This is a genomic window from Exiguobacterium sp. s26 (genome assembly GCF_018618235.1).
Classification (GTDB): Bacteria; Bacillota; Bacilli; order Exiguobacteriales; family Exiguobacteriaceae; genus Exiguobacterium; species Exiguobacterium chiriqhucha.
The window spans coordinates 38,516-59,218 of sequence record NZ_JACSLS010000005.1 but is presented as its reverse complement, the minus strand read 5'-3'; the positions used below and the strand labels follow the sequence as shown (position 1 = coordinate 59,218).

Annotated in this window: 18 protein-coding genes, 1 riboswitch and 1 other annotated feature; of the genes, 7 read left to right on the top strand and 11 right to left on the bottom strand. The window is 52.1% G+C overall.

Going from position 1 to position 20,703, the window contains the following annotated elements:
- Positions 1-11 precede the first annotated feature (11 nt).
- Together KNP82_RS09410 and KNP82_RS09405 are read right to left on the bottom strand one after the other, a co-directional pair.
- Complete coding sequence (locus KNP82_RS09410; RefSeq protein WP_131471608.1) at positions 12-1,082, bottom strand: SDR family oxidoreductase; 1,071 nt, start codon at positions 1,080-1,082, stop codon at positions 12-14.
- Positions 1,079-3,253 (bottom strand): PAS domain-containing sensor histidine kinase, encoded by a 2,175-nt coding sequence (locus KNP82_RS09405; RefSeq protein WP_021068131.1) that lies wholly within the window; start codon positions 3,251-3,253, stop codon positions 1,079-1,081. The genes KNP82_RS09410 and KNP82_RS09405 overlap by 4 nt, the downstream gene beginning before the upstream one ends.
- A gap of 134 nt (positions 3,254-3,387) precedes the next feature.
- On the opposite strand from KNP82_RS09405, the gene KNP82_RS09400 reads away from it, so the two are divergent.
- Positions 3,388-3,873, top strand: coding sequence for a restriction endonuclease (locus KNP82_RS09400; protein WP_021068132.1), 486 nt, complete (start codon positions 3,388-3,390; stop codon positions 3,871-3,873).
- 217 nt (positions 3,874-4,090) lie between these two features.
- Positions 4,091-4,570, top strand: coding sequence for an LURP-one-related family protein (locus tag KNP82_RS09395; protein WP_021068133.1), 480 nt, complete (start codon positions 4,091-4,093; stop codon positions 4,568-4,570).
- Positions 4,571-4,638: 68 nt separating this feature from the next.
- Here the strand turns inward: KNP82_RS09395 and KNP82_RS09390 are convergent, their stop codons facing one another.
- Positions 4,639-5,262 (bottom strand): DUF1836 domain-containing protein, encoded by a 624-nt coding sequence (locus KNP82_RS09390; protein ID WP_029596252.1) that lies wholly within the window; start codon positions 5,260-5,262, stop codon positions 4,639-4,641.
- Positions 5,263-5,410: 148 nt separating this feature from the next.
- On the opposite strand from KNP82_RS09390, the gene KNP82_RS09385 reads away from it, so the two are divergent.
- Positions 5,411-6,061: a diacylglycerol/polyprenol kinase family protein gene (locus KNP82_RS09385; protein ID WP_029596251.1), complete on the top strand. Its 651-nt coding sequence runs from the start codon at positions 5,411-5,413 to the stop codon at positions 6,059-6,061.
- Positions 6,062-6,216: 155 nt separating this feature from the next.
- Positions 6,217-7,137, top strand: a complete 921-nt coding sequence (gene murB, locus KNP82_RS09380) for a UDP-N-acetylmuramate dehydrogenase (RefSeq protein WP_021068136.1) — start codon at positions 6,217-6,219, stop codon at positions 7,135-7,137.
- Positions 7,138-7,230: 93 nt separating this feature from the next.
- Here murB and ald read toward each other — a convergent pair whose 3' ends face one another.
- From ald to trhO, 4 genes are all read right to left on the bottom strand, one after another.
- On the bottom strand, positions 7,231-8,361 hold the full coding sequence (gene ald / locus KNP82_RS09375; protein ID WP_021068137.1) for an alanine dehydrogenase: 1,131 nt from the start codon (positions 8,359-8,361) through the stop codon (positions 7,231-7,233).
- Positions 8,362-8,490: 129 nt separating this feature from the next.
- Positions 8,491-9,714, bottom strand: a complete 1,224-nt coding sequence (locus KNP82_RS09370; RefSeq protein ID WP_021068138.1) for a PucR family transcriptional regulator — start codon at positions 9,712-9,714, stop codon at positions 8,491-8,493.
- A 102-nt stretch (positions 9,715-9,816) separates the two neighbouring features.
- Positions 9,817-10,242, bottom strand: coding sequence for a divergent PAP2 family protein (locus KNP82_RS09365; RefSeq protein ID WP_029596250.1), 426 nt, complete (start codon positions 10,240-10,242; stop codon positions 9,817-9,819).
- A gap of 116 nt (positions 10,243-10,358) precedes the next feature.
- Positions 10,359-11,300, bottom strand: coding sequence for an oxygen-dependent tRNA uridine(34) hydroxylase TrhO (trhO, locus tag KNP82_RS09360; protein ID WP_034804313.1), 942 nt, complete (start codon positions 11,298-11,300; stop codon positions 10,359-10,361).
- Between the two features lie 225 nt (positions 11,301-11,525).
- Here trhO and KNP82_RS09355 point away from each other — a divergent pair, with 225 nt between their 5' ends.
- On the top strand, positions 11,526-12,170 hold the full coding sequence (locus KNP82_RS09355) for a TVP38/TMEM64 family protein (protein WP_021068141.1): 645 nt from the start codon (positions 11,526-11,528) through the stop codon (positions 12,168-12,170).
- Positions 12,171-12,197: 27 nt separating this feature from the next.
- Here the strand turns inward: KNP82_RS09355 and KNP82_RS09350 are convergent, their stop codons facing one another.
- A complete protein-coding gene (locus KNP82_RS09350; protein WP_214827693.1) occupies positions 12,198-13,499 on the bottom strand; it encodes a Na+/H+ antiporter NhaC family protein in 1,302 nt (433 codons plus the stop codon).
- 52 nt (positions 13,500-13,551) lie between these two features.
- Positions 13,552-13,647, bottom strand: a riboswitch (SAM riboswitch).
- Between the two features lie 96 nt (positions 13,648-13,743).
- On the bottom strand, positions 13,744-15,423 hold the full coding sequence (locus KNP82_RS09345; protein WP_251128704.1) for a GGDEF domain-containing protein: 1,680 nt from the start codon (positions 15,421-15,423) through the stop codon (positions 13,744-13,746).
- Positions 15,424-15,577: 154 nt separating this feature from the next.
- Positions 15,578-15,790: a binding site (T-box leader), on the top strand.
- 52 nt (positions 15,791-15,842) lie between these two features.
- Here KNP82_RS09345 and argS point away from each other — a divergent pair.
- On the top strand, positions 15,843-17,525 hold the full coding sequence (argS, locus tag KNP82_RS09340; RefSeq protein ID WP_214827691.1) for an arginine--tRNA ligase: 1,683 nt from the start codon (positions 15,843-15,845) through the stop codon (positions 17,523-17,525).
- A gap of 38 nt (positions 17,526-17,563) precedes the next feature.
- On the opposite strand, the gene KNP82_RS09335 is transcribed toward argS, so the two are convergent.
- Positions 17,564-18,142, bottom strand: a complete 579-nt coding sequence (locus KNP82_RS09335) for a metallophosphoesterase family protein (protein WP_029596246.1) — start codon at positions 18,140-18,142, stop codon at positions 17,564-17,566.
- Positions 18,139-18,630, bottom strand: coding sequence for a YajQ family cyclic di-GMP-binding protein (locus tag KNP82_RS09330; RefSeq protein ID WP_021068146.1), 492 nt, complete (start codon positions 18,628-18,630; stop codon positions 18,139-18,141). The genes KNP82_RS09335 and KNP82_RS09330 overlap by 4 nt, the downstream gene beginning before the upstream one ends.
- Positions 18,631-18,700: 70 nt before the next feature.
- Here KNP82_RS09330 and pulA point away from each other — a divergent pair, with 70 nt between their 5' ends.
- Positions 18,701-20,695: a type I pullulanase gene (gene pulA, locus KNP82_RS09325; RefSeq protein WP_214827689.1), complete on the top strand. Its 1,995-nt coding sequence runs from the start codon at positions 18,701-18,703 to the stop codon at positions 20,693-20,695.
- Positions 20,696-20,703 lie beyond the last annotated feature (8 nt).

The window sequence follows — 20,703 nt, the reverse complement described above, 5'->3', positions numbered from 1 at the left end:
AAAAGCCCTAATTAGGGCTTTTTGTGTGTCTCGTAATAGGCAACGACTTTTGGCAGATAGTCCTTTAAATCCGGACAGACGATATCAGTGCCGCTGAGTGCGCGGAGCGTCTGTGTCGAATCGAAATGGACTTGATGCTTAAAGTAGGCGAGTAGCTCACGCGGAACGCCGTAACGTTCCGACAGATGTAGCGCCGAGAATCCGGTCTCCGCGACCGCATGCGGGATGGTCCCGCGTGGAGGGCGACCGAACATCTCTTCGTGAATCATACGGTACACTTCGCGGGCCCCGTGTGGAAACGGGTCGGTCAAATGAAACGTCCGCTTCAAACCGACCGGAGCGTGAGCGAGATAAGCGGTTGCCTCGACGACGTAATCATAAGGAACGAGGTTTACTTCGATATTCTGTCGTCCAATGTAAGGCAGCGGGGCAGCTTGACGAAGTTGGTCCATTAACTTTAAGACGAAATAGACCCCGTCAAACTTCTTCGTCTCGCCGGTCTCGCTATGGCCAATGACGATGCCCGGACGGATGATGGTCACCGGCATCGAGCCGAGCTCGCGCGAGACGATGGCCTCGGCCTCATACTTCGTCGCCTCGTAATGGTTTTTAAAACGAACGCGGTGCCATAACTCGTTCTCATAAACGGTCCCTTGACGGCGTCCAGACACATAGGCGGTGCTGAAGTAGACGTACCGCTTTAAATAGGGTGCCCGTTTCGCCAATGAGGTGATGTGTTTCGTCCCGAGCAAGTTGATGCGATATCCGACATCATAAGGGATGTTCAAATCGTAAGCGGCTGCCAAATGGAACACGTAATTCACTTCACGCTCGATGACGGAGCGCATGATTGGATCAAGCACGACTTCAGGTAGCGTGATATCGGCCTCGACGAGCACGAGCTGATCATCTCGTAACGACGTCGCTTCCAACAGCTCCTGTTTTAAAGCATGTGCGCCGGAACGTTCGGTCGGGAGGTGGAGTGCGTAAATCGTCCCAATCTGATTCGGCAATGACGCGAGGTGCGTGATCATCTTTCCGGCTAAAAACCCGGGGAAACCGGTGAAAGCGTAATGGTTCATAGTGTCTCCTCCGCTAAGTCCAACGTGAACGTGAATGTCGAGCCAACGCCAACGCTCGATTCGACCTCGATACTTCCGCCGTGCGATTCGATGATTTCCTTACAGATGGATAGCCCGAGACCCGTCCCGCCGATTTGGCGTGTATCCGAGTTGTCGACTCGATAAAACTTCTTGAACAGTTCTTCGAACGCATGCTCCGGAATCCCGATACCAAAGTCTTGAATCGAGACGTGGGCTTGATTTCGTTCTTTGCGCACCCGTACCTCGATTTCGTGATGGTTCGGCGAATACTTGATGGCGTTCGATAACAAGTTGATGATGACCTGCTCGATGCGGTCCTGATCGGCGATGAGGTGGAGCACTTCATCGGCATCATCGAAATGGATGGAGTGGTTGCTCGTCTCGCGGAAGCGTTCGACGACGTCACGGACGAGTTCGTTCAAGACGAAATGGTCTTTCTTATACTCTTGATTGCCGTCTTCCATGCGTTGAATGTCGAGAAAATCGTTTAACAGGTCGGTCAAACGCTTCGCTTCTTTCGCCATCGTCTTTAAGTAACGCTCGCGCTTCTCGGGATTCAAGTCGCGGGTAAGCATCAGCTCGATATATCCCGACAGTGACGAGAGCGGGGTGCGAAGTTCGTGTGAGACGGTGCTGACCAGTTCGTTTTTGATTTGGTCCATCCGCTCTTCCTCGGTTCGGTTGCGGAACACGAATAAGAAGCCGCTGTCCATTCCGATTTGGCGTTTTGTATCCATACCGGTTCCGTACATCTCGTAATACTGTTCATCCCGGTCGTTCGGTTGCGGGATGGAGAAACGCATCGACACTTCGCGGGCAGAGCCGTCGAGTAATAAGTCGATTTTTTTCAACATCTCGGTGCGGTCGCGCGTGCGGAACGTCGACAGGAGCGGGATCCGCTCTTGCATCTTGTTCGGGGCGATTCCTGGCAAATCGAGCAGGCGACGGGCGTGCACGTTCATGAACAGGACGCTGCCGTTCGATTCGGTCAAAACGAACGCTTCATTGGAGGCCTGTAAAATCGATTGGATGATATCTCGTTGCCGGGCGATGGCATTCTTCTCCCGCTCGAGCATCCGCTCGACTTTCTTCCGATCGCTAATGTCGCGCATGACGGCGACCCGGAGCGTCTGGCCTTGGAACGTTACTTCTTTTGGATACACTTCCATCTCGAGGAACGTCCCGTCCTCACGACGGCCGATGACCTCGTAAGGTGTCTGGATGTGGTTCCGGATCCGGCGCAACACGTCGGCCCGATAGCCTTCGGCGATAAATTCAATCGTTTGGCGACCGACCATCTGTTCGGCCGGGATTCGGAAAATCGATTCGGCCGCCTTGTTCGCATCTAAGATGGTCCCGCCCTCGTGAAACAGGACGGCTTCGATGACCGATTCGGCGAACATGCGATACCGTTGTTCTTTATGCAGCAACTCGCCTTTCAAGGCGATTTCAGGACTGACATCGAAGACGAAAAAGAAAAAGCCGATGACGCGAGCTTGTTCGTAGACCGGATGCATGAACAGTTTTCCAACGAAATGAGTCCGGTCTTTTCGTTGAAACTTCCATTCACGGTCGCCACGGTCTAGTGCCACACGCAGCATCTGTTCGAATGACAACAACCGCTCTGTCTCGTCTTGATAATGGGTCCGTTTCTCGCTCAGCTCGCGCGACTCGAATAGACCGAACGGGGTCATTTCGTAGAGTACTTCATGCGGCTCGTAACCGAACAGCTCGGTCGCTCCTTTATTGAAGCGATTGATTAACAGATTGGCATCGGTCATAACCATCGCCATGTCGAGTTCGGTGTGCATCATCGCTTCGAACGCGTTATGTTGGACGGTCACCCGCGTATCGAGCGGGAGAGGTTCAATCGATAAGATATAGACGTCACCGTTCGGGATGGCGTGGATGCGGATTGTCGGCATCTCGTACGTCCAAGGCAAGCCTTGCTCCATTCGTCTCGATAGCTCCATCGTAATCGGTGATTGGTTGACCATATGAAAGATGTTTGTTCTCGTTTGTAAGTCTTCAGGGAATTGCTCTAAAAACGGCCGGTTCGCTTGGACGATTGTCCCGTCCGTCATGATTAACGCTACACCGTAAGGCAAGGCGTGCAGCAATTCGTTTTGGAGATGTCCTCGGTTCTCCATTAACGATGATCCCTCCTTCTGTATGTCACACGGGTACATCTTCAATACATTCGACAGCTCCCCCTTTGTTTTCCTGCCTCCAAACGGTAAAGTGAAGACAAGAACAGATAGAGAGGACGATAGATGTGAAGGGAATGGGGCTCAGCTTGTTGATCGCCATCGGATTATGGTGGGGAGATGCGCCGATATGGAGTATCGTCGCGTGTTTAGGAATCGGCCTGCTCTGGCTCATCTGGCGCATGCGTCTGTCGACGATTCACCGCATCGATCGGATGGACGGTCGTGAATTTGAATTGTTTTTAGAAGAAGTGTTCACCGCACTCGGTTACACGGTGACGGTGACGCCGGCGTCGCGTGACTTCGGGGCGGATCTGCTCCTTGAAGCGGAGGACGGATGGTCAATCGCGGTCCAAGCGAAACGCTATGAAAAAGCGGTCGGGCTTGAGGCAGTCCAACAAGTCGCAGCCTCCGTTCCATACTATGGGGTGAACGAAGGTTGGGTCGTGACGAACTCCTCTTATACCGATAGTGCATACGAATTGGCGGAGCCAAATCAAGTTCGTCTGATTGCAAGAACGGAGCTCGAAGAGATGTTGAAACAGGCCGGTTTCAAGCGATAATATCAGGCGTGTTCACAAGTTTGACAGAATGGCGGATTGTGTCGAAGAAAAAGGGGTTGTCTTTTTCACGAATAGGTGCAATAATCATCTTCGTCATATGAAATATGTAGTCGCTGAAACGAGAAAAAGCGACGCGCAGTACCAATTTGGGGGTTTCATAGAAATACCAACCAAACACACACAAATCAACGGTTGGAACGTATTAGGAGGAAAAGCGGTGCGCAAATTAATTTATGTAAAAGGTTGCGTCTTTACGCAAGGAGAAGCGACCATTTATGACGAGACAAATGATGCGATCGGATCTGTTCACCGCGACGCGGAGGGCAGTGTTCAAGTGCACAACTTGTCAGGCCGTCAAATCGCTCACGGGAAATATATCCCGAACTGTCAGAAGTGGGTCGTCATGAACCACGATGGACAAGCGATTGGTCAGTTGAAGGACAAATTCTCGTTATTCGGGAAAAAGTGTGAGTACAACGTCTACGAACGCGGTCTCTATACGATTCAATACGATGTCGAGCGTTACAAGTTCAGCGTTCGAGACAAAGCAGGTAAGCTTGTGGCGGAACTCCGCAAACAAGACGATGATTGCTTCTGCCTGACGAAAGAGGCCGACCAACTCTCGATGTTCGAGTTGTTGTCTGTCCTTAAAACGTTGACAGTCAAATCACGGATGCCAATCGCGGTATCGGTGTAACGAATATGACGAACACCAGTCACTGCGACTGGTGTTTTTTTCTGAAAAAAAGCCTCATTCGACGAAGGTCAAATGAAGCGGTTCAAATAGTGTTTTGCCTCGATCTCGAGTGTCGTCACGCGATGGGCGTATAGACAGAGTTTGAGGACGTGTAAGATGTTCGGGTGGGTGACCCCCATCTTTTCGATCGAGCGCTTCGCACGCGTGTCGAGGAGCTCGATCGGGCTCGTCGACTTGGCGTACTCGGCGTAGAGGCGATAAAAGTCGATGGGCGAGATGAGGTCGTCCTCGTCGCGGTCAGGATTGTTGAAGATGAGTGCGAGGAGAGAACTCGTCTCTTCAAGTGAGAACAAGTGCTTCAAATCATCCAGCAAATAAATGATGGCCGCTTGTTGGAGCGAGTATTTCTTTCCGACCCGGGGAACCCCGATGATTTTACGGACTTCTCGCTTCGTCCAGTTTTGAATCGTGGTAGCGGACAAATGCTCTCCGGTCAACGTGTTCGCCAAAGCGACGATTTGATTGATTGACAGCCCGTTCTTTTCAATATGAAACAAGTGGATTTTGCGAAGTTCTTTCGGGAAATGCTCGCGTACGTCCTCAGGGAAGAGTGAGATGGCCCGGTCAACGTCGCCAACCCGCATATAGTGAAGGCAATCAGCCAAAGTTTGAATCGAAATTGCGTCGCGCATACAGGCATCCTTTCTATAGCCGCCTTCGTTCGTTGGCTATACAGTCATTTGACCTCATTCTACCAAATGTTTGAAAAGGAAGCTAGGCTATCGCTTGATTAAGGTATAATGAAAACGTACAAAAAATGTAGATAAAGGTGGTTCAAAGATGAATGAATGGGTCAGTTCCATCCTGTCCATCGTCATTGTCCTGGTGTTTCTCGTCGGTCTTGAACAGATTGGCAAACGCCTCGGCTGGACGGATGAGACAATTCGTAAAAGTGTACATATCGCGGTCGGCCATTGGTCGCTGCTTGCAGTTTGGTTAATGGAAACTTGGTACGTCGCCGCCGTGCCGCTCGTCTTTTTCACGTTCGCGAACGCGTTCCTTCTTTATAAGAGTCCGTCACCGGTTCATCAGACGGAACGTAAATCGCTCGGCACCGTCTATTATCCGATCGCCTTGCTCGTCATCCTGTTCTTCTTCTTTGAATCAGAGCCGCTCGCCTTTTTGGCAGGATCGCTCGTCTTGGCGTGGGGCGATGGCCTGGCCGCGCTCATCGGTCGGAAGTACGGGACAGTGACCTATGATTTATACGGACAGAAGCGCTCGTTCCAAGGTAGCATGGCCATGTTCCTCAGCTCGTATGCCGTCCTCTTTTTATTATTTTTGTGGGATGATATTCCACTTTGGCAAGTGGTAACATATGGATTCATTATTTCAATCATTGCCACACTCACAGAAGCAATTTCATATCGAGATTGGGATAACTTTACAATTCCTATCGTCGTAGCCGTTGCTACATCATTATTGTTATAAACCAATTCCTTCATTGTAAAGAAAACGTTGCTTGTCACCCCTGTCAAAGATTTGTATACTGTGTTTCGTACTGAAATCATTCAGTGACGTGCCTGCCTCTCTCTTGACGAACCGAGGCATGCTTTAAAATTGAACGTAAAGGATTGAGGCAACGCATGAGCTTTTTAAATCAACTACTCACTATCATTCCGGCCGATCGCGTGAAGCAAGATGAGCCGCTGTCGGCACACACGTATACAAAATTAGGTGGGCAGGCCGATTATTTCGTGGCCCCGCACACGTATGAAGAAGTTCAAGCCGTGCTTGAGCTCGCCCATCGCGAGAGCGTCCCATTCATGATTCTCGGGTTCGGGTCGAACTTGATTGTCCGTGACGGAGGCCTTCGTGGCATCGTCTTAAACTTGAACGAACTGAAAACGATTCGTCGAGACGGGAATCAACTGATCGCCCAAGCCGGTGCGGCCATCATCGACGTCTCACGTCAAGCGTTGACCGAAGAGTTATCTGGCTTAGAATTTGCCTGTGGCATCCCGGGAACGGTCGGTGGCGCGGTGTATATGAACGCAGGCGCCTACGGTGGAGAAACGAAAGACGTTATCACGAGTGCGGTCGTATTGTCGCCTGAAGGGCAGCTCATGACACTTACGAAAGACGAACTCGATCTCGACTACCGGACGAGCCGGATTTCGAAAGACGGGTTGATTGTGCTCGAAGCGACGTTTGAACTCGAACCGCTCGGCTATGAAGCGATCAAAGACGTCATGGACGACTTGACGTACAAGCGCGAGTCGAAGCAACCGCTCGAGTATCCATCATGCGGTAGCGTCTTCAAACGACCACCGGGCTACTTCGCCGGCAAATTGATTCAAGACTGTGGCCTGCAAGGGAAGCGGATCGGTGGAGCGGAAGTCTCACTCAAACATGCCGGATTCATCGTCAATATCGATGAAGCGACAGCGACTGAGTACATCTCGCTCATCCGTCACGTCCAGGCGACGGTGAAGGAGAAGTTCGAGATTGAGCTTGAACCAGAAGTGAAAATCATCGGTGAGGACATCGCCGTCGAGAACGCATAAGCACGCAAACGCTCGAACCGATCGGTTCGAGCGTTTTTTTATAGAGTGCCGACATCAAAAAATCCGCCAGCATCGTTGCTGGCGGATTTACGTTTACGCTTGTAGTTGCTTCGTGATGGCTTCGGCTGGAGCGACGAACGTGTAGCCGAGGTCGCGGGCGACGGCTTCATACGTGACCGTCCCGTCGATGACGTTCAATCCTTTTAGCAAGGCTGCGTTCTCGCGGAGTGCCGGGAAAATCCCTTTTTGTGCGCACTCGACGATATACGGCATCGTTGCGTTCGTCAAACCGAGTGTCGACGTGCGTGGGACGGCACCTGGCATGTTGGCGACGGCATAGTGTTGAACCCCGTAACGCTCGTACGTCGGCGCGTCATGCGTCGTGATATGGTCGATGGTTTCGCAGATTCCGCCTTGGTCGATGGCGACATCGACGATGACCGAACCTGGTGACATCTGTTGGACCATTTCTTTCGTGACGAGCTTCGGTGCTTTCGCGCCTGGAATGAGGACGGCACCGATGACAAGGTCACTTTCAGCGACTTGTTTGGCGATGTTGTAGCTGTTTGAGATGAGTGTGTTGATTGTGTTGCCGAACTGATCATCGATTTGGCGCAGACGAGCCGGGCTAATGTCCATAATCGTGACGTTGGCACCAAGACCAATCGCGATGCGGGCGGCATTCATCCCGACGACACCGCCCCCGATGACGGTGACGTTCGCACGTGGTACGCCTGGCAGGCCAGACAAGAGAATCCCTTTTCCACCGTGCGGTTTTTCAAGGATTTGGGCGCCGATTTGAGCAGCCATCCGTCCGGCCACTTCGCTCATCGGTGTGAGGAGCGGCAATGTGCGGTCAATCTCGACCGTCTCATAGGCGATGGCCGTCACACCAGAATCGACGAGTGCTTTCGTGAGTTCTGGTTCGGCCGCCAAATGCAAGTAAGTGAAAAGGGTCAAGTCAGGACGGAAATAACGATATTCCGATGGTTGCGGTTCCTTTACTTTCAACGCCAATTCCACGTTTCCCCAAACGTCCGCAGCGGTGTCGACGATTGTTGCCCCCGCATCGACATACTCCATATTTGTGAAGCCGCTACCGACGCCCGCTTCCGTCTCGACGAGGACCTCGTGTCCAAGTTCAGTTAATACAGCTGCACCCATCGGCGTCAAGGCGACGCGGTTTTCGTTGTTTTTAATCTCTTTCAATACCCCGATTTTCATGTAAAGTTCCCCTTTCTCTACTGACACAATTTGTTCACACCTCTAGTATAGACCCATCCGAAAACGCTGTCTTTAGCATGGATTCTAAAAGTGATAACGCCCACTTTGTGAAAAAACACAAAGTAGGCGTTAATCGTCTTGGCGGTATTGACCGGCCTTAATGGCGAGATAAACGGCGGCCCGTTCAGGGAGCGAGACTTGTGTGATGTTCGTCAGTTCTTCAATCCGCCGAATCCGGTAGAGCACGGTGTTCGGATGGATGTGAAGATGAGCGGCGACACGCTTGACGTTCCCATCAAAATAGAAATACCATTCGAGCGTCGTGACGAGCTCGGTATGATGCGTGACGTCATACGCCTGTAGGCGCTCGATGGTCGGATGCGTCTCGAGACGAAGCCCGATGCGTCGGGCCAAATCGGGTACGAGCTGATAAATTCCGATCTGTTCGAACGTGCGCGATGTCGCAAGCTCATACGGGAACTTTCGGCGAAGCGACGTGACGCGTCGTGCTTCTTCCATCGCCGCATAGAGCATGTCGCTCTCAAAAAAGCGTCGACTGATGCCAAGGCGCGGCTCCGCTTCAATGAACTTGTCTCGGAGCTGCGTTTCAAAGCGGTCGGCCCACTGCAAGAGCGCCGTTTCTTCCTCGGCCAAGTCCGATTTCATATAATGCCAGACGAGTAACTGCTGGCCATCGATCGCGTGCAGGACGACTTCAATCGCTTGCTGGGTCGCCAATACATAAAACAGTCGTTCCGCCAGTTGCGGGGTGACCGGCTGGGCACATTCAATCACGGTGAGGCGGCTGGCGACGGCAATCGGTGCGAGCTCATTCAAGCGATCGCGGTGGGATGGCGATAAGACGGGAGTGGCCAGCACTTCTAAAAAGAAACGTTCCAATTCGGCGTCGATGCGCCGTTCGTGCATCGCGATGGTCATCAGCAATTTTTTGGCGATGTTCGCCCCTTCTTGTAGGACGGTGAGTTCTTGTTCTGAGAACGGCGTCGTTCGGGCCAGGCTCCAAATGTAACCGAGCACGTCACCTTGTTGCTTGATGACGACGGCCGCCCGCTCACCGAGACCGACGGCCATGCGGGCCGGGATGACGACCGGTTCGTCGCGGTCGATCACTTCTTGAAGGATGCCACTTTCCCATAAGTCTTCGATGACTGCTTCCGGGACACGGCGGCCGATAATCGTCGCGATTCGTGCCGGGTCGGTCGAGTCGGGGTGGGTGCTATAGGCCAGCAACTGATGGTGTCGATTTTCAATCGTGATGGGGGCCCGAATCGCTTGTCCGATTGCTTCGGCGAGCGTATCGAGCGACTCATAAGATTTCTGCAAAAAAGGCATGTCGATTCCTCCTCTCTCTCACTATACCGTCTCTGTTGTGAAAGTTCACAAAAAGATGGTGAGTTTTTAGAAGGGGGGAACGACATGCCTGCATCATTCACATTAAATTGGGAAAAACAGTCCGACCACGAGACCGAGTAAAGCCCCGACGATGACTTGGAACGGGGTATGACCGACCAGCTCATTTAAGATGGGCGTCTCGTGCTTGATTCCTTTGAAGTAGTCGTTCAACAAGCGGGCCTGGAATCCGACCGCCTGACGAACGCCGGTCGCATCGTACATGACGATCGTCGCAAAAATCAAGGCGAGCGCGAACATGCTGGAATCGAGCCCTTCGATTCGACCGATGACGGTCGCTAAGGCGACGACGGTCGAAGAGTGGGAACTTGGCATCCCACCCGAGGCAAACATGATTTCTAATTCAAAATCTCGTGTTTTAATGAGTTCGGTTACGAGCTTGGCTGCTTGTGCGATGAACCAAGCGAGCAAGGCGGCGAGTAAAGGTTCGTTAAAGAGCAATCGATTCACTTCCTGTCTGACAATGGTATCTACACTATACCCGATTCTGTCATTGGCTAGACGTAAAGTTTCTGTCAAAAAAGCACCTCGAGCGTAGGCTCGAAGTGCTTTCTGGTCGATTTTTGTTACCCGACGACGCCTTCAGTCTCCTGAAGTTTGTCCGCGATATTCTCGATGATATAGCGGTTACGTGGATGCTCCTGGCACTCTTTCGAGCATGAACGCATTTGTTTCGGTTCACACTCTTCACAACAGAAGTGTTGGGCATTACACACCGGGTTGGCACAATTAACGTAGCGGACCGTCTTCGTTCCGCAGTGCATGCACTCCGAAACAACGGACGGGTTGACCGTGTTGACCGGGACGTTGATGCGCTCGTCAAAGACGTAAAGCTCACCTTCCCAGTCTTCGCCTTTCGTGGCTTCGTCTTTGCCGTACATGGCGACGCCGCCTTTAAGGTGGAAAATGTTGTCGTGACCTTGGTCACGCATATATGCGGTAAATTTCTCGCAACGGACGCCTCCGGTACAGTACGTGAGTAACGTTTTCCCTTCGTAGAGGTCCTTGTTCTCTTCGAGCCAATCTGGCATGTAACGAGAAGCCTCTACATCGATTTTGATCGCGTTTTTAAAGTGACCAAGATCGTACTCGTAGTTGTTACGAACGTCGAGGATGACGACATCGTCGCGATTCATCATCTCTTTCCATTCTGCCGGTTCGAGGTATGCACCGTGCTGTTTAGGCACGTCGAACTCACCATCAAAGCGCCACGTCACAAGCTCTTTCTTATGACGGACAAAAATTTTCGAGAACGCATGCTCTTCGACTTCATCGATTTTGAACTCGATGTCGCTGAATAGCGGGTTCGCTTTCAAGTCGTTCATGTACTGCTCGGTCTGTTCCCAAGTCCCAGAGCACGTCCCGTTGATTCCTTCGGAAGAAATCAAGATGCGTCCTTTGATACCGAGGTCCTTGCAATACTTGAGGTGCTCTTGTGTGAGCGTTTCTGGGTCTTCGATATTGACGTACTTATAGTACAGCAAGACCCGCATTGGTTTTGTTTCCATGTGTGTTACTCCCCTGTGTTCAGTTTTTTGCAGGAAAACGAACGTTGGGTTGTGTCGTTCGACGAACGGACTTGCCTGCAACCACAAGTCCATATTATATGATAGATATCACAGCGGAATTTCGCAAATACTTTTTAATTTTTTACGGCGGTGGGCAGGGGGATGCGTCTTCCTGAGCGAAATCGGGTAAAAAGGGAATAACGAAAGTTGAAGGTGGAAACTGACATGCTGACATCACTCCAACAATATATTTTAAACTTGATTGAATGGCTACAAGGACTTCCGGGCGGACCTTGGGCAGGACTCGGGGCACCTTTCCTGGAAGCCATCTTTCCATTTCTCCCGCTCGTCCTCATCATCTCGGCGAACGCAGCAACGTACGGTTTTTGGCTCGGGACGTTATTGTCGTGGGTCGGAAGCTTGCTCGGGACGATTCTTGTGTTTGCAGCTGTTCGCTACGTCTTTCGAAAGCCGATGACGCGATGGCTCGAGAGGCATAAACAAGGCGTCTATTGGCTCGAACGCATCAATCATATGAGTCCGGTCTCGCTCGGGTTTCTTTACTCGCTCCCGTTCATTCCGGTCAGTTTGATTACGTATTTACTCGCCCTCATCCAAATGCCGCTCCGGACGTTCATTATGGCGGCCGGGTTTGGGAAGTTGCTCGTCGTCTTGATTTTCTCTGTCATCGGTGACCAGTGGGAAGAGTTTATTCAAAGCCCGTTCCGATTATCGATGCTCGTCCTGTTGCTGTTCGTTTTGTGGGTAATCAGCCGCGGACTCGAAGAACTGCTCAAACGGCGTGCCTTCAGAAAACGTAACGAGCAGCTGAAACGTGAACTTGAAGCGAAACGACAAACGACCTTGTGAAGCGACTGCTTCACAAGGTCGTTTTCGTTAAGCGCGTTTTTTGAAACGCGGGAAGTTGAAGGCGATGGCCAATCCTCCGCAAATGAACAACAAGAACGGATAGAACATATACGGCACGAGCGCCGGCGACGCTGTGTTCGTCAGTTCGGCCGCAATGAGAAGCTGTGCCCCGTAAGGCAACAGACCTTGGACCCCACACGAGAAGATATCGAGTACACTCGCAGACTTTTTACGTTCGATGTCATAATCGTCGGCGATGTTCGCGGCGAGCGGACCAGCCACGAGAATCGAAATCGTGTTGTTCGCCGTCGCGACGTTTGTCGCACTGACGAGCCCGGCGATGCTCCACTCCGCGCCGGCCCGTCTTTTAATTCGGGACGTGAGCGCGTCACGCAAGTACGTGAGTCCGCCGTTGTGCGAGATGAGTCCGACGAGCCCACCCATGAGCAATGTCAGGAGTGAAATCTCGGCCATGCCCATCATGCCGTCCGCCATGGCGGTGACGTACGTGGTGACGGCTAGACTGCCATCCAATAGACCGATGATGCCGGTCAGGGCGATGCCGCCGAGCAAGACAAGGATGACGTTCATTCCCGTCAAAGCGAGCACGATAACCGCTAGATACGGAATCAACTTATACCATTCAAACGCCGCCGGCTCGATGGTCGATTCTCCGCTCGATAGGGCAGCGAGTAAAATCGTTGTGATGACGGCTGCCGGCAAGACGATCCAAAAGTTGGTCCGGAACTTGTCGCGCATGTTCGTCCGCTGGGTGCGGACGGCTGCGATCGTCGTGTCTGAAATGAACGACAAGTTATCCCCGAACATGGCACCCCCGACGACGGCTGCCGCCGCGATAGCGATATTGACGCCGCTCTCCTCATGGATGCCGAGAGCGATCGGCGCCAGTGCGGCGATCGTCCCGGTCGACGTACCCATCGCCATCGAGATGAAGGCTGCGATGACGAATAGGCCGCTCAATAGGAGCGAGGGCGGTAGTAACGTCAATGCCGCATTGACGGTCGCGTCAATCGCACCGATTGCTTCGGCGACGCTTGAAAACGCACCGGCGAGCAAGAAGATGAACACCATGATGAGGATGCTCGGGTTCCCGGCACCTTGGGCGACGCGTTCGACCGTCTGGGTGACGCTCCCTTTCGTCATCATCGCCGCGACGATGACGGCAATCAAGGCCGCGATCAAGGCGGGGAATTTATAAAAGTCGTCATAGTAGATGCCTGCCCCGATAAAGAAGACGAGGAAGACGAGTAAGGGCAAGAGCGCCCATTTGTTAGCTGTTGGTTGTTCCAATCGATTCACCTCATTCATAAAAATAAAAAGAGAGCCTTCTGAAAAAAGGCTCTCTCGACAAGAAACACTTTTTTCATCTTTCGAGCAGACCGCTCGCTGGATTTGGCACAGGTTACCCGCTGCCGAGACGTCATCGGGCCAGTCCCTCAGTCTCTCTTGATAAAAAAGTTGTGATATTTAGTTATAAGACACGTTCCCTAACGTACCTGTTTCAAATCTGCTTGTCAATAGCAAACCCCCACGTGGTGAACGTGGGGGCGAGTCAGGACGTCAAGAAATTATAATGGGCGACGCGGTTGCGTCCGGCGTACTTCCCGCCGACGTAGAGTGCCCGGTCGGCGTTGCGGATCGTATCGTCGAGACGTTTGTCCCCGAACGCTTGAATCGTATCGACCCCGATCGAGGCGGTCACGGAGATGTCGATTCCGTCGACGTGGAACGGTTTCGTCTCGATTTGTTGGCGGATGCGCTCGGCAATCTCGACGGCTGCTTCGACATCGCACCGGTTCAACAGCAAGATGAACTCCTCGCCGCCATAACGGGCTGCGAAATCATCGGTGCGGAGCACTTGCCGGATGCGGCGGCCGAACTCTTGGAGTACACTGTCTCCGACTTGGTGTCCGTGCGTGTCGTTGATTTTTTTGAAGAAGTCGATATCGAGCATCGCGACGGAAATCGGATACATCGAGCCGTCCGAGATCTGTTGAATCCCGTATTCATAAAAAGCCCGCGCATTGGCAAGCAGCGTCAAGCTGTCCGTCCGGCTCTCGGTATAGAGGCGGTCGCGTTCATGACAACGACTGATCGTCCGATTGAACGACTTGAGCAGTTTGACAATCTCGCGTTGAATGATGGGCGGATAGCCATAGACGTGCTCGCCCGTCATCACAATCCACGTGCGGATTCCTTCGATTTCCTCGGAACGGACCGAGATGAAGCTATGATAGTCTTCATTAAATTCGTTCGACAGCGGGGCGTCCCATTCGAAGCGCATCTCGTACTCGACCGAGGCTTCGTTCGGATAGGTTGCATCGAGTAATTCAAAGACGACATGGCGATCGATCGGCTGGCGCGTCTTCAAATCAAAGTAAAGTGTGCGATCAAACAGTTTGAACTCGACGTACCCTTCATCGTACTCGTTGAGTCGCTCACATTGACTGAGGAACACTTCGATGGCTTGTGCCTCGCTTTGCGATAGCGATACGGCTTCTTTTGCTTCATCATATTGTTCAATCAACGATTTGAAGGCGTCTTGTCGACCTTTTTGAATGATGAGTCGCTTAATAAAGAACGTGAGTGCGGCGGCGATACTGCTGACGACGAGCAAGTTCGTCTCTCGGAAGAGCGAGGCCGCCAAAATGAAGACGAGACTGACGATATACGTGTAAAACGCGATGCTTAAAAAGTCACGGACCGGGATGTCGACGCGGAACCACCAGCCGACTTGATACTTTTGGACGACCGTGTTCAAAATGATGGCAATAATCAAACCGGCAAGCGGAAGGAACGAGTCTTGGGAATAGAATCCGAGACCGGTCACACCACCAAGTGCCAAGTAGACACTGGCCGGGATGGCGATTTCCAAAAATGACGTGATGGCATTCCACGGATACGTAAAACGGAACCGTCGAAGCGCGACGCGCGGTTTCAAGTTGACGAACTGGAAGACGAGTAGTCCAATCTGATTGACGAACAGCGCTGTCTCAAAATCAAAGAATAAAAAAATAATTAAGACGATACTTTCTGAAAAGGTAAAGTAGACGCCTTTCCGTTCAATGGAGTCCATTTGAAAAATAATGACGAGCAACGCGATCAAGATGAACGGTAACGGCTCGATGGCCGGCATGTTCAATACGCCTGTAGCGAACAAGATGAGCGTCAAACCGAATAGCATACTCCAAATACTCCAACCAAGGACGGACATCTTGCGGAAATGGTTCATGGTTCCCTCCTATGTGGGAAAAATTCAATTATGTATGGTAGGAGATTCGGCACAATCACGCCTGAGTCCTGCCTATCCATCATAATGGCGGAATTCTAGCATTGAGTCTATATGAAATATCCTCTATAATGAAATTGCTTTTCAACCACATAGACGAAAGTCGATGAAAAAGAGAGTAACGATCGTTCCGTCAACAAAGCGACCTAGGGATTGGTGAGAGCCTAGGCTGACAAACATCGCGAAACGCACTTTTGAGATGCTATCCGAACTTGAGTAGGCGTAGCCGGGGGACCCCCGTTATCACCGATAAAGCGGTCTGCGTCAAGCAGGCAAGAAGAGTGGTACCGCGGGCCATCCCGTCTCTTTGCATCTGTGCAAAGGGCGTTTTTTTTATGAACAAATGATAAGGAGGAATTAGAATGAGTTATGAACGCAAATATGCGGAAGCCTTGTCCCGTGTCATCGGGGACGAGTTGACGCTCGACCAGATTGAAGCATTGATTGAAAAACCGAAACATGAGGCACACGGGGACCTTGCTTTCCCGTGTTTCCAACTTGCGAAAGCCTATCGTAAAGCACCGGTCATGATCGCGACGGATATCGCAAACGACTTGAACGACGAGTTGTTCACGAAAGTCGAGGCGGCCGGCCCGTATGTGAACGTCTTCTTGAGCCGTGACGTCGTCTCACAAGAAATCATCAACACGGTGCTCGATGAACAAGCGGACTATGCGACGCATGCGACACGCAACGAGACAATCGTCACCGATTTCTCGTCACCGAACATCGCCAAACCGTTCTCGATGGGACACCTTCGTTCAACGGTGATCGGGAATGCCATCAACCAAATCGCCCGTAAAAACGGCTATGACGTCGTCGGCATCAACCACCTCGGGGATTGGGGCACACAGTTCGGTAAACTGATGGTCGCCTATAAAAAATGGGGCGACGAGGAAGCGGTCCGGGCACATCCGATTGCTGAGCTCTTGAAGCTTTACGTCCATTTCCACGAAGAAGCGAAGACACAACCGGAACTTGAGGACGAAGGCCGTGCGTGGTTCAAGAAACTCGAAGACGGCAACGAGGAAGCGACTGAGCTTTGGACGTGGTTCCGCGAAGAATCACTCGAAGAGTTCCAAAAAGTATATGACCTCCTCGGTGTCGAATTCGACAGCTTTAACGGGGAAGCGTTCTATAACGACAAGATGGACCGCGTCGTCGCCATGCTCGAAGAGAAAAACCTTCTCGTCGAAAGTGAAGGGGCGATGGTCGTCTCACTCGAGGACGAGAACTTGCCACCATGCTTGATCAAAAAGAAAGACGGCGCGACGCTTTATGCGACACGCGACTTGGCAGCTGCCGTCTATCGTCATGAGACGTACAACTTCGTCCAGGCGAACTACGTCGTCGGCGGCGAGCAGGCGCTTCACTTCAAACAACTGTTCTCAGTGTTGCGCAAGCTCGGCTATGACTTCGTCGATGGCATGCATCACGTGCCGTTCGGCTTGATTTTGCAAGAAGGGAAGAAGATGTCGACACGTAAAGGTCGCATCGTCTTGCTCGAGGAAGTGCTCAAAGAAGCAATCGAGAAAGCACAAGCGAACATCGCTCAGAAGAACCCGGAACTTGCGAACGCGGACGACGTGGCACGCATGGTCGGTGTCGGCGCGGTCATCTTCCACGATTTGAAGAATGAACGCATCAACAACATCGAGTTCGACCTCGATAGCATGCTCAAATTCGAAGGCGAGACGGGCCCGTACGTGCAGTACACGAACGCGCGTGCGAACTCGCTCCTTCGTAAAGGCAACTATGACGGCTCGACGTTCACTGGCGCAAACGACGACCACACGTGGGGCGTCGTGACGATGCTCAACGCGTTCCCGCACGTCATCACACGTGCCCACGAACGCCGCGAACCATCGATCATTAGCCGTTACGTGCTCGATTTGGCGCAAGCGTTCAACAAGTATTACGGTCATGTCCGTGTCCTTGAAGAAGATGCAGGCAAACAATCACGTCTCGCCCTCGTCAAAGCGGTGACGATCGTATTGACGGAAGGACTCCGTTTGATCGGTGTTCAAGCTCCAGAAGAAATGTAAGGACGACAAAAGGGACCCGTTTCGTGGGGTCCCTTCTCTTATGCTTTCATCCGCGTGACCGTCCGAGATTTCGTGTCATACAGACACCACTCCCGGTCGAAGATGACGGCGCCGACGTTGATGACGTAACGTTTTTTCTTTAGGACGAACGGCTGTCCGATTTCCCAGGGAATCGAGCGGCCTTTCCGGTAAATCCCCGGAATATGGCTGTGTCCGATAAAGACGAGCGGATACTTCCCTTTCTCGACAAGCGGTTCCCAGTCCGGACTCCATTTCACTTGGTGTCCATGCAAGAATAGCGCCTCATCGAGCGTCGTCTGCTCCGGTAATAAGGCGATTCGTGTCTTGACCGGATGCGACACGACGAGTACCTCGTCAATCCGTTCCTCTTGATTGCCGCGCAGACTCGGGAAGGTGAGGAGCGCCTCGTAGTCAGGGTCGTACGTCACGACATCGGACACTTCATGGAAGCGCTCGTTGCGCCGTTTCTTACCGATATGACACTCGTACAGATCGCCGAGGCAAAGGATGTGCTCCGTCTCGCGGCGGACCGACTCGAGCACGGCTTTCAAATCATCAAACGAACCATGTGGGTCACTGATGATGGCGAGTTTCATCGGTAGTTTGTGAATTGGGCATCGACGGACAATTCGAGCTCACGGACGAGCTGCATAACGGCTTGAAGGTCATCGCGCGACTTGGCTGTCACACGGATTTGATCGTCTTGAATTTGTGACTTCACTTTCAGTTTTGATTCTTTGATGGCGTTGTTAATTTTTTTTGCATCGTCTTTATCGATGCCGCTCTTCAATTTGACGCGTTGACGCACTGTGCCGCCGAGCGCACGTTCTACTTTTTGATAATCAAGGTTTTTCGTCGGTACGCCACGTTTAATCAATTTCGTGATCATGACGTCTTTCAATTGCTCGAGCTTGTAGTCGTCATCTGAGACGAGGACGAGGTCGCCGTTATCGAGTGACATCTCACTCTTCGAACCTTTAAAGTCGTAACGGTTCAAAATTTCTTTCTCGGCGATTTGAATCGCGTTCTTCACTTCTTCGAGGTTCATTTCTGACACAATATCAAAAGAATTGTCTTTTGCCATGTTTCATCCATCCTTTACAAGGGTTTTGTTATAATGATAGCAGATTTGAAGTAGTGAAGGAGTGAAAGAGATGGAACATACTATCGATCAACAGACAAATGTAGATTTAGACCATATGGCATATCACGGCAAAGACCTCGGGGTGACGTTTAAAAGTGACCTCATCCGGTTGCGGGTCTGGTCACCGGTTGCCGAAGAGATGACGGTAAAACTATACCGGACACCGCGAGCGCGGAAGTTCGAACGGTTGTCGTTAGAACGGGCCGAGAAAGGGACGTGGGTCATCGAACTCGATCGTGCTTTGTTTGAAGGTCAGTTTTATGTGTTCGAGGCGGTCGTAGCTGGGAAGCGTATCGAATCGCTCGACCCGTATGCAAAAGTCGTCGGGGTCAATGGGAAGCGCGGGTGTCTGCTCGACCCATCTACGCTCAACCCAGACCATTGGGTCAAAGAACGTCCGCTCTTCCACTCGTCACAAGAAGCGGTCATCTATGAAGCGCACGTCCGTGATTTGACGAGTCATCCGGACAGTGGTGTCATGCATCGCGGGAAATTCCTCGGGATGACCGAAGTCGGAACGAAGACACCGACGGGTTATCCGACGGGTCTCGACTATATTACCGGGCTTGGCGTCACGCATCTCCAACTCATGCCGTTCTTCGATTACGGTTCGGTGAATGAGTCACGCGAGAGTGAGGCGAATTATAATTGGGGCTATGACCCGGTCCATTATTTTGCCGTCGAAGGCTCATACGCTTCCTCAGCGGATGATCCGGCCGCTCGCATCATCGAGTTGAAAGCGATGATTCAAGCACTTCACGATCGTGGCATCCGTGTCATCATGGACGTCGTGTTCAACCATACGTATGATGCATTGACGACGCCGCTCGGACAGTTCGTACCGGACTACTATTACCGCTTGAACGAGGACGGTACGCTCGCCGACGGTTCGGCGTGCGGGAACGATACGGCGTCCGAACGGGCGATGATGCGCAAATTGATCGTCGAATGTGTGTCGTATTGGGCGAAAGAGTTCATGATTGATGGCTTCCGCTTCGATTTGATGGGACTCCATGACGTCAAGACGATGAACCAGGTCCGCAAGGCGCTCGATCGCGTCGACCCATCGATTCTCGTGACCGGAGAAGGCTGGGATCTCGACACACCGCTTCCGGTCCGTAAAAAAGCGAACCAACATAACGCCCACAAGATGCCGCGCATCGCCCAGTTCAACGACGCGATTCGCGACGGTGTCCGTGGTGATGTGTTCATCGAAGACTTGCCAGGTTGGATCAGCGGCAACGCGGATATGACGGCGGACGTCAAACGTGGGATTGCCGGTGCAGTCACGAGCCAAAGCTTTGCTGACGAACCGAACCAAGTCGTGAACTATGTCGAGTGCCATGACAACTTGACGCTTTGGGACAAACTGGCCGTTACGAATCCGGACGACGATGAGACGACACGCCGCCGCCGGCATCGTCTCGCGACATCGATTGTGTTGCTCAGTCAAGGCATCCCGTTCCTGCATAGCGGTCAAGAGTTCTTCCGCACGAAAGACGGGGACGAGAACAGCTTCAATTCGGGGGAGGTCGTCAACCGTTTGGATTGGACGCGGGCCGAGCAAGAGACGCCGAGCGTCGAATATGTGAAGGGCTTGATCAGCCTGCGCAAACAATATCCGTTGTTCCGTCTTGAGAACGCGGAACAGATTCGTAAACATTTACGTTTCTTCGATGAAGAAGAGGGCGTCATCGCCTTTGAACTGAGTCGCCACGTCGAAGGTTACGTCGAACGCCATCTCGTATACCATAACGGACTCGAAGAAGCGGTCGAGGTGAAACTACCGTCCGGCAAGTTCGAGGTCCATGTCGAAGATCACACCGTCAATTTGACGGCACCACGTCTCCTCGAGGAGCGGCATGTCACGGTCGCGCCGTTATCGACACTCGTCGTGACGGAACGCCGTCCGGATTACAGCAAATATGCGGTCGCCGGTGGAGCTGCCTTGGCTATCCTCGGTCTCTGGTATGTTGCGAAAAAACGGAAACCGAAACAAAAGTAAGCGCGAAA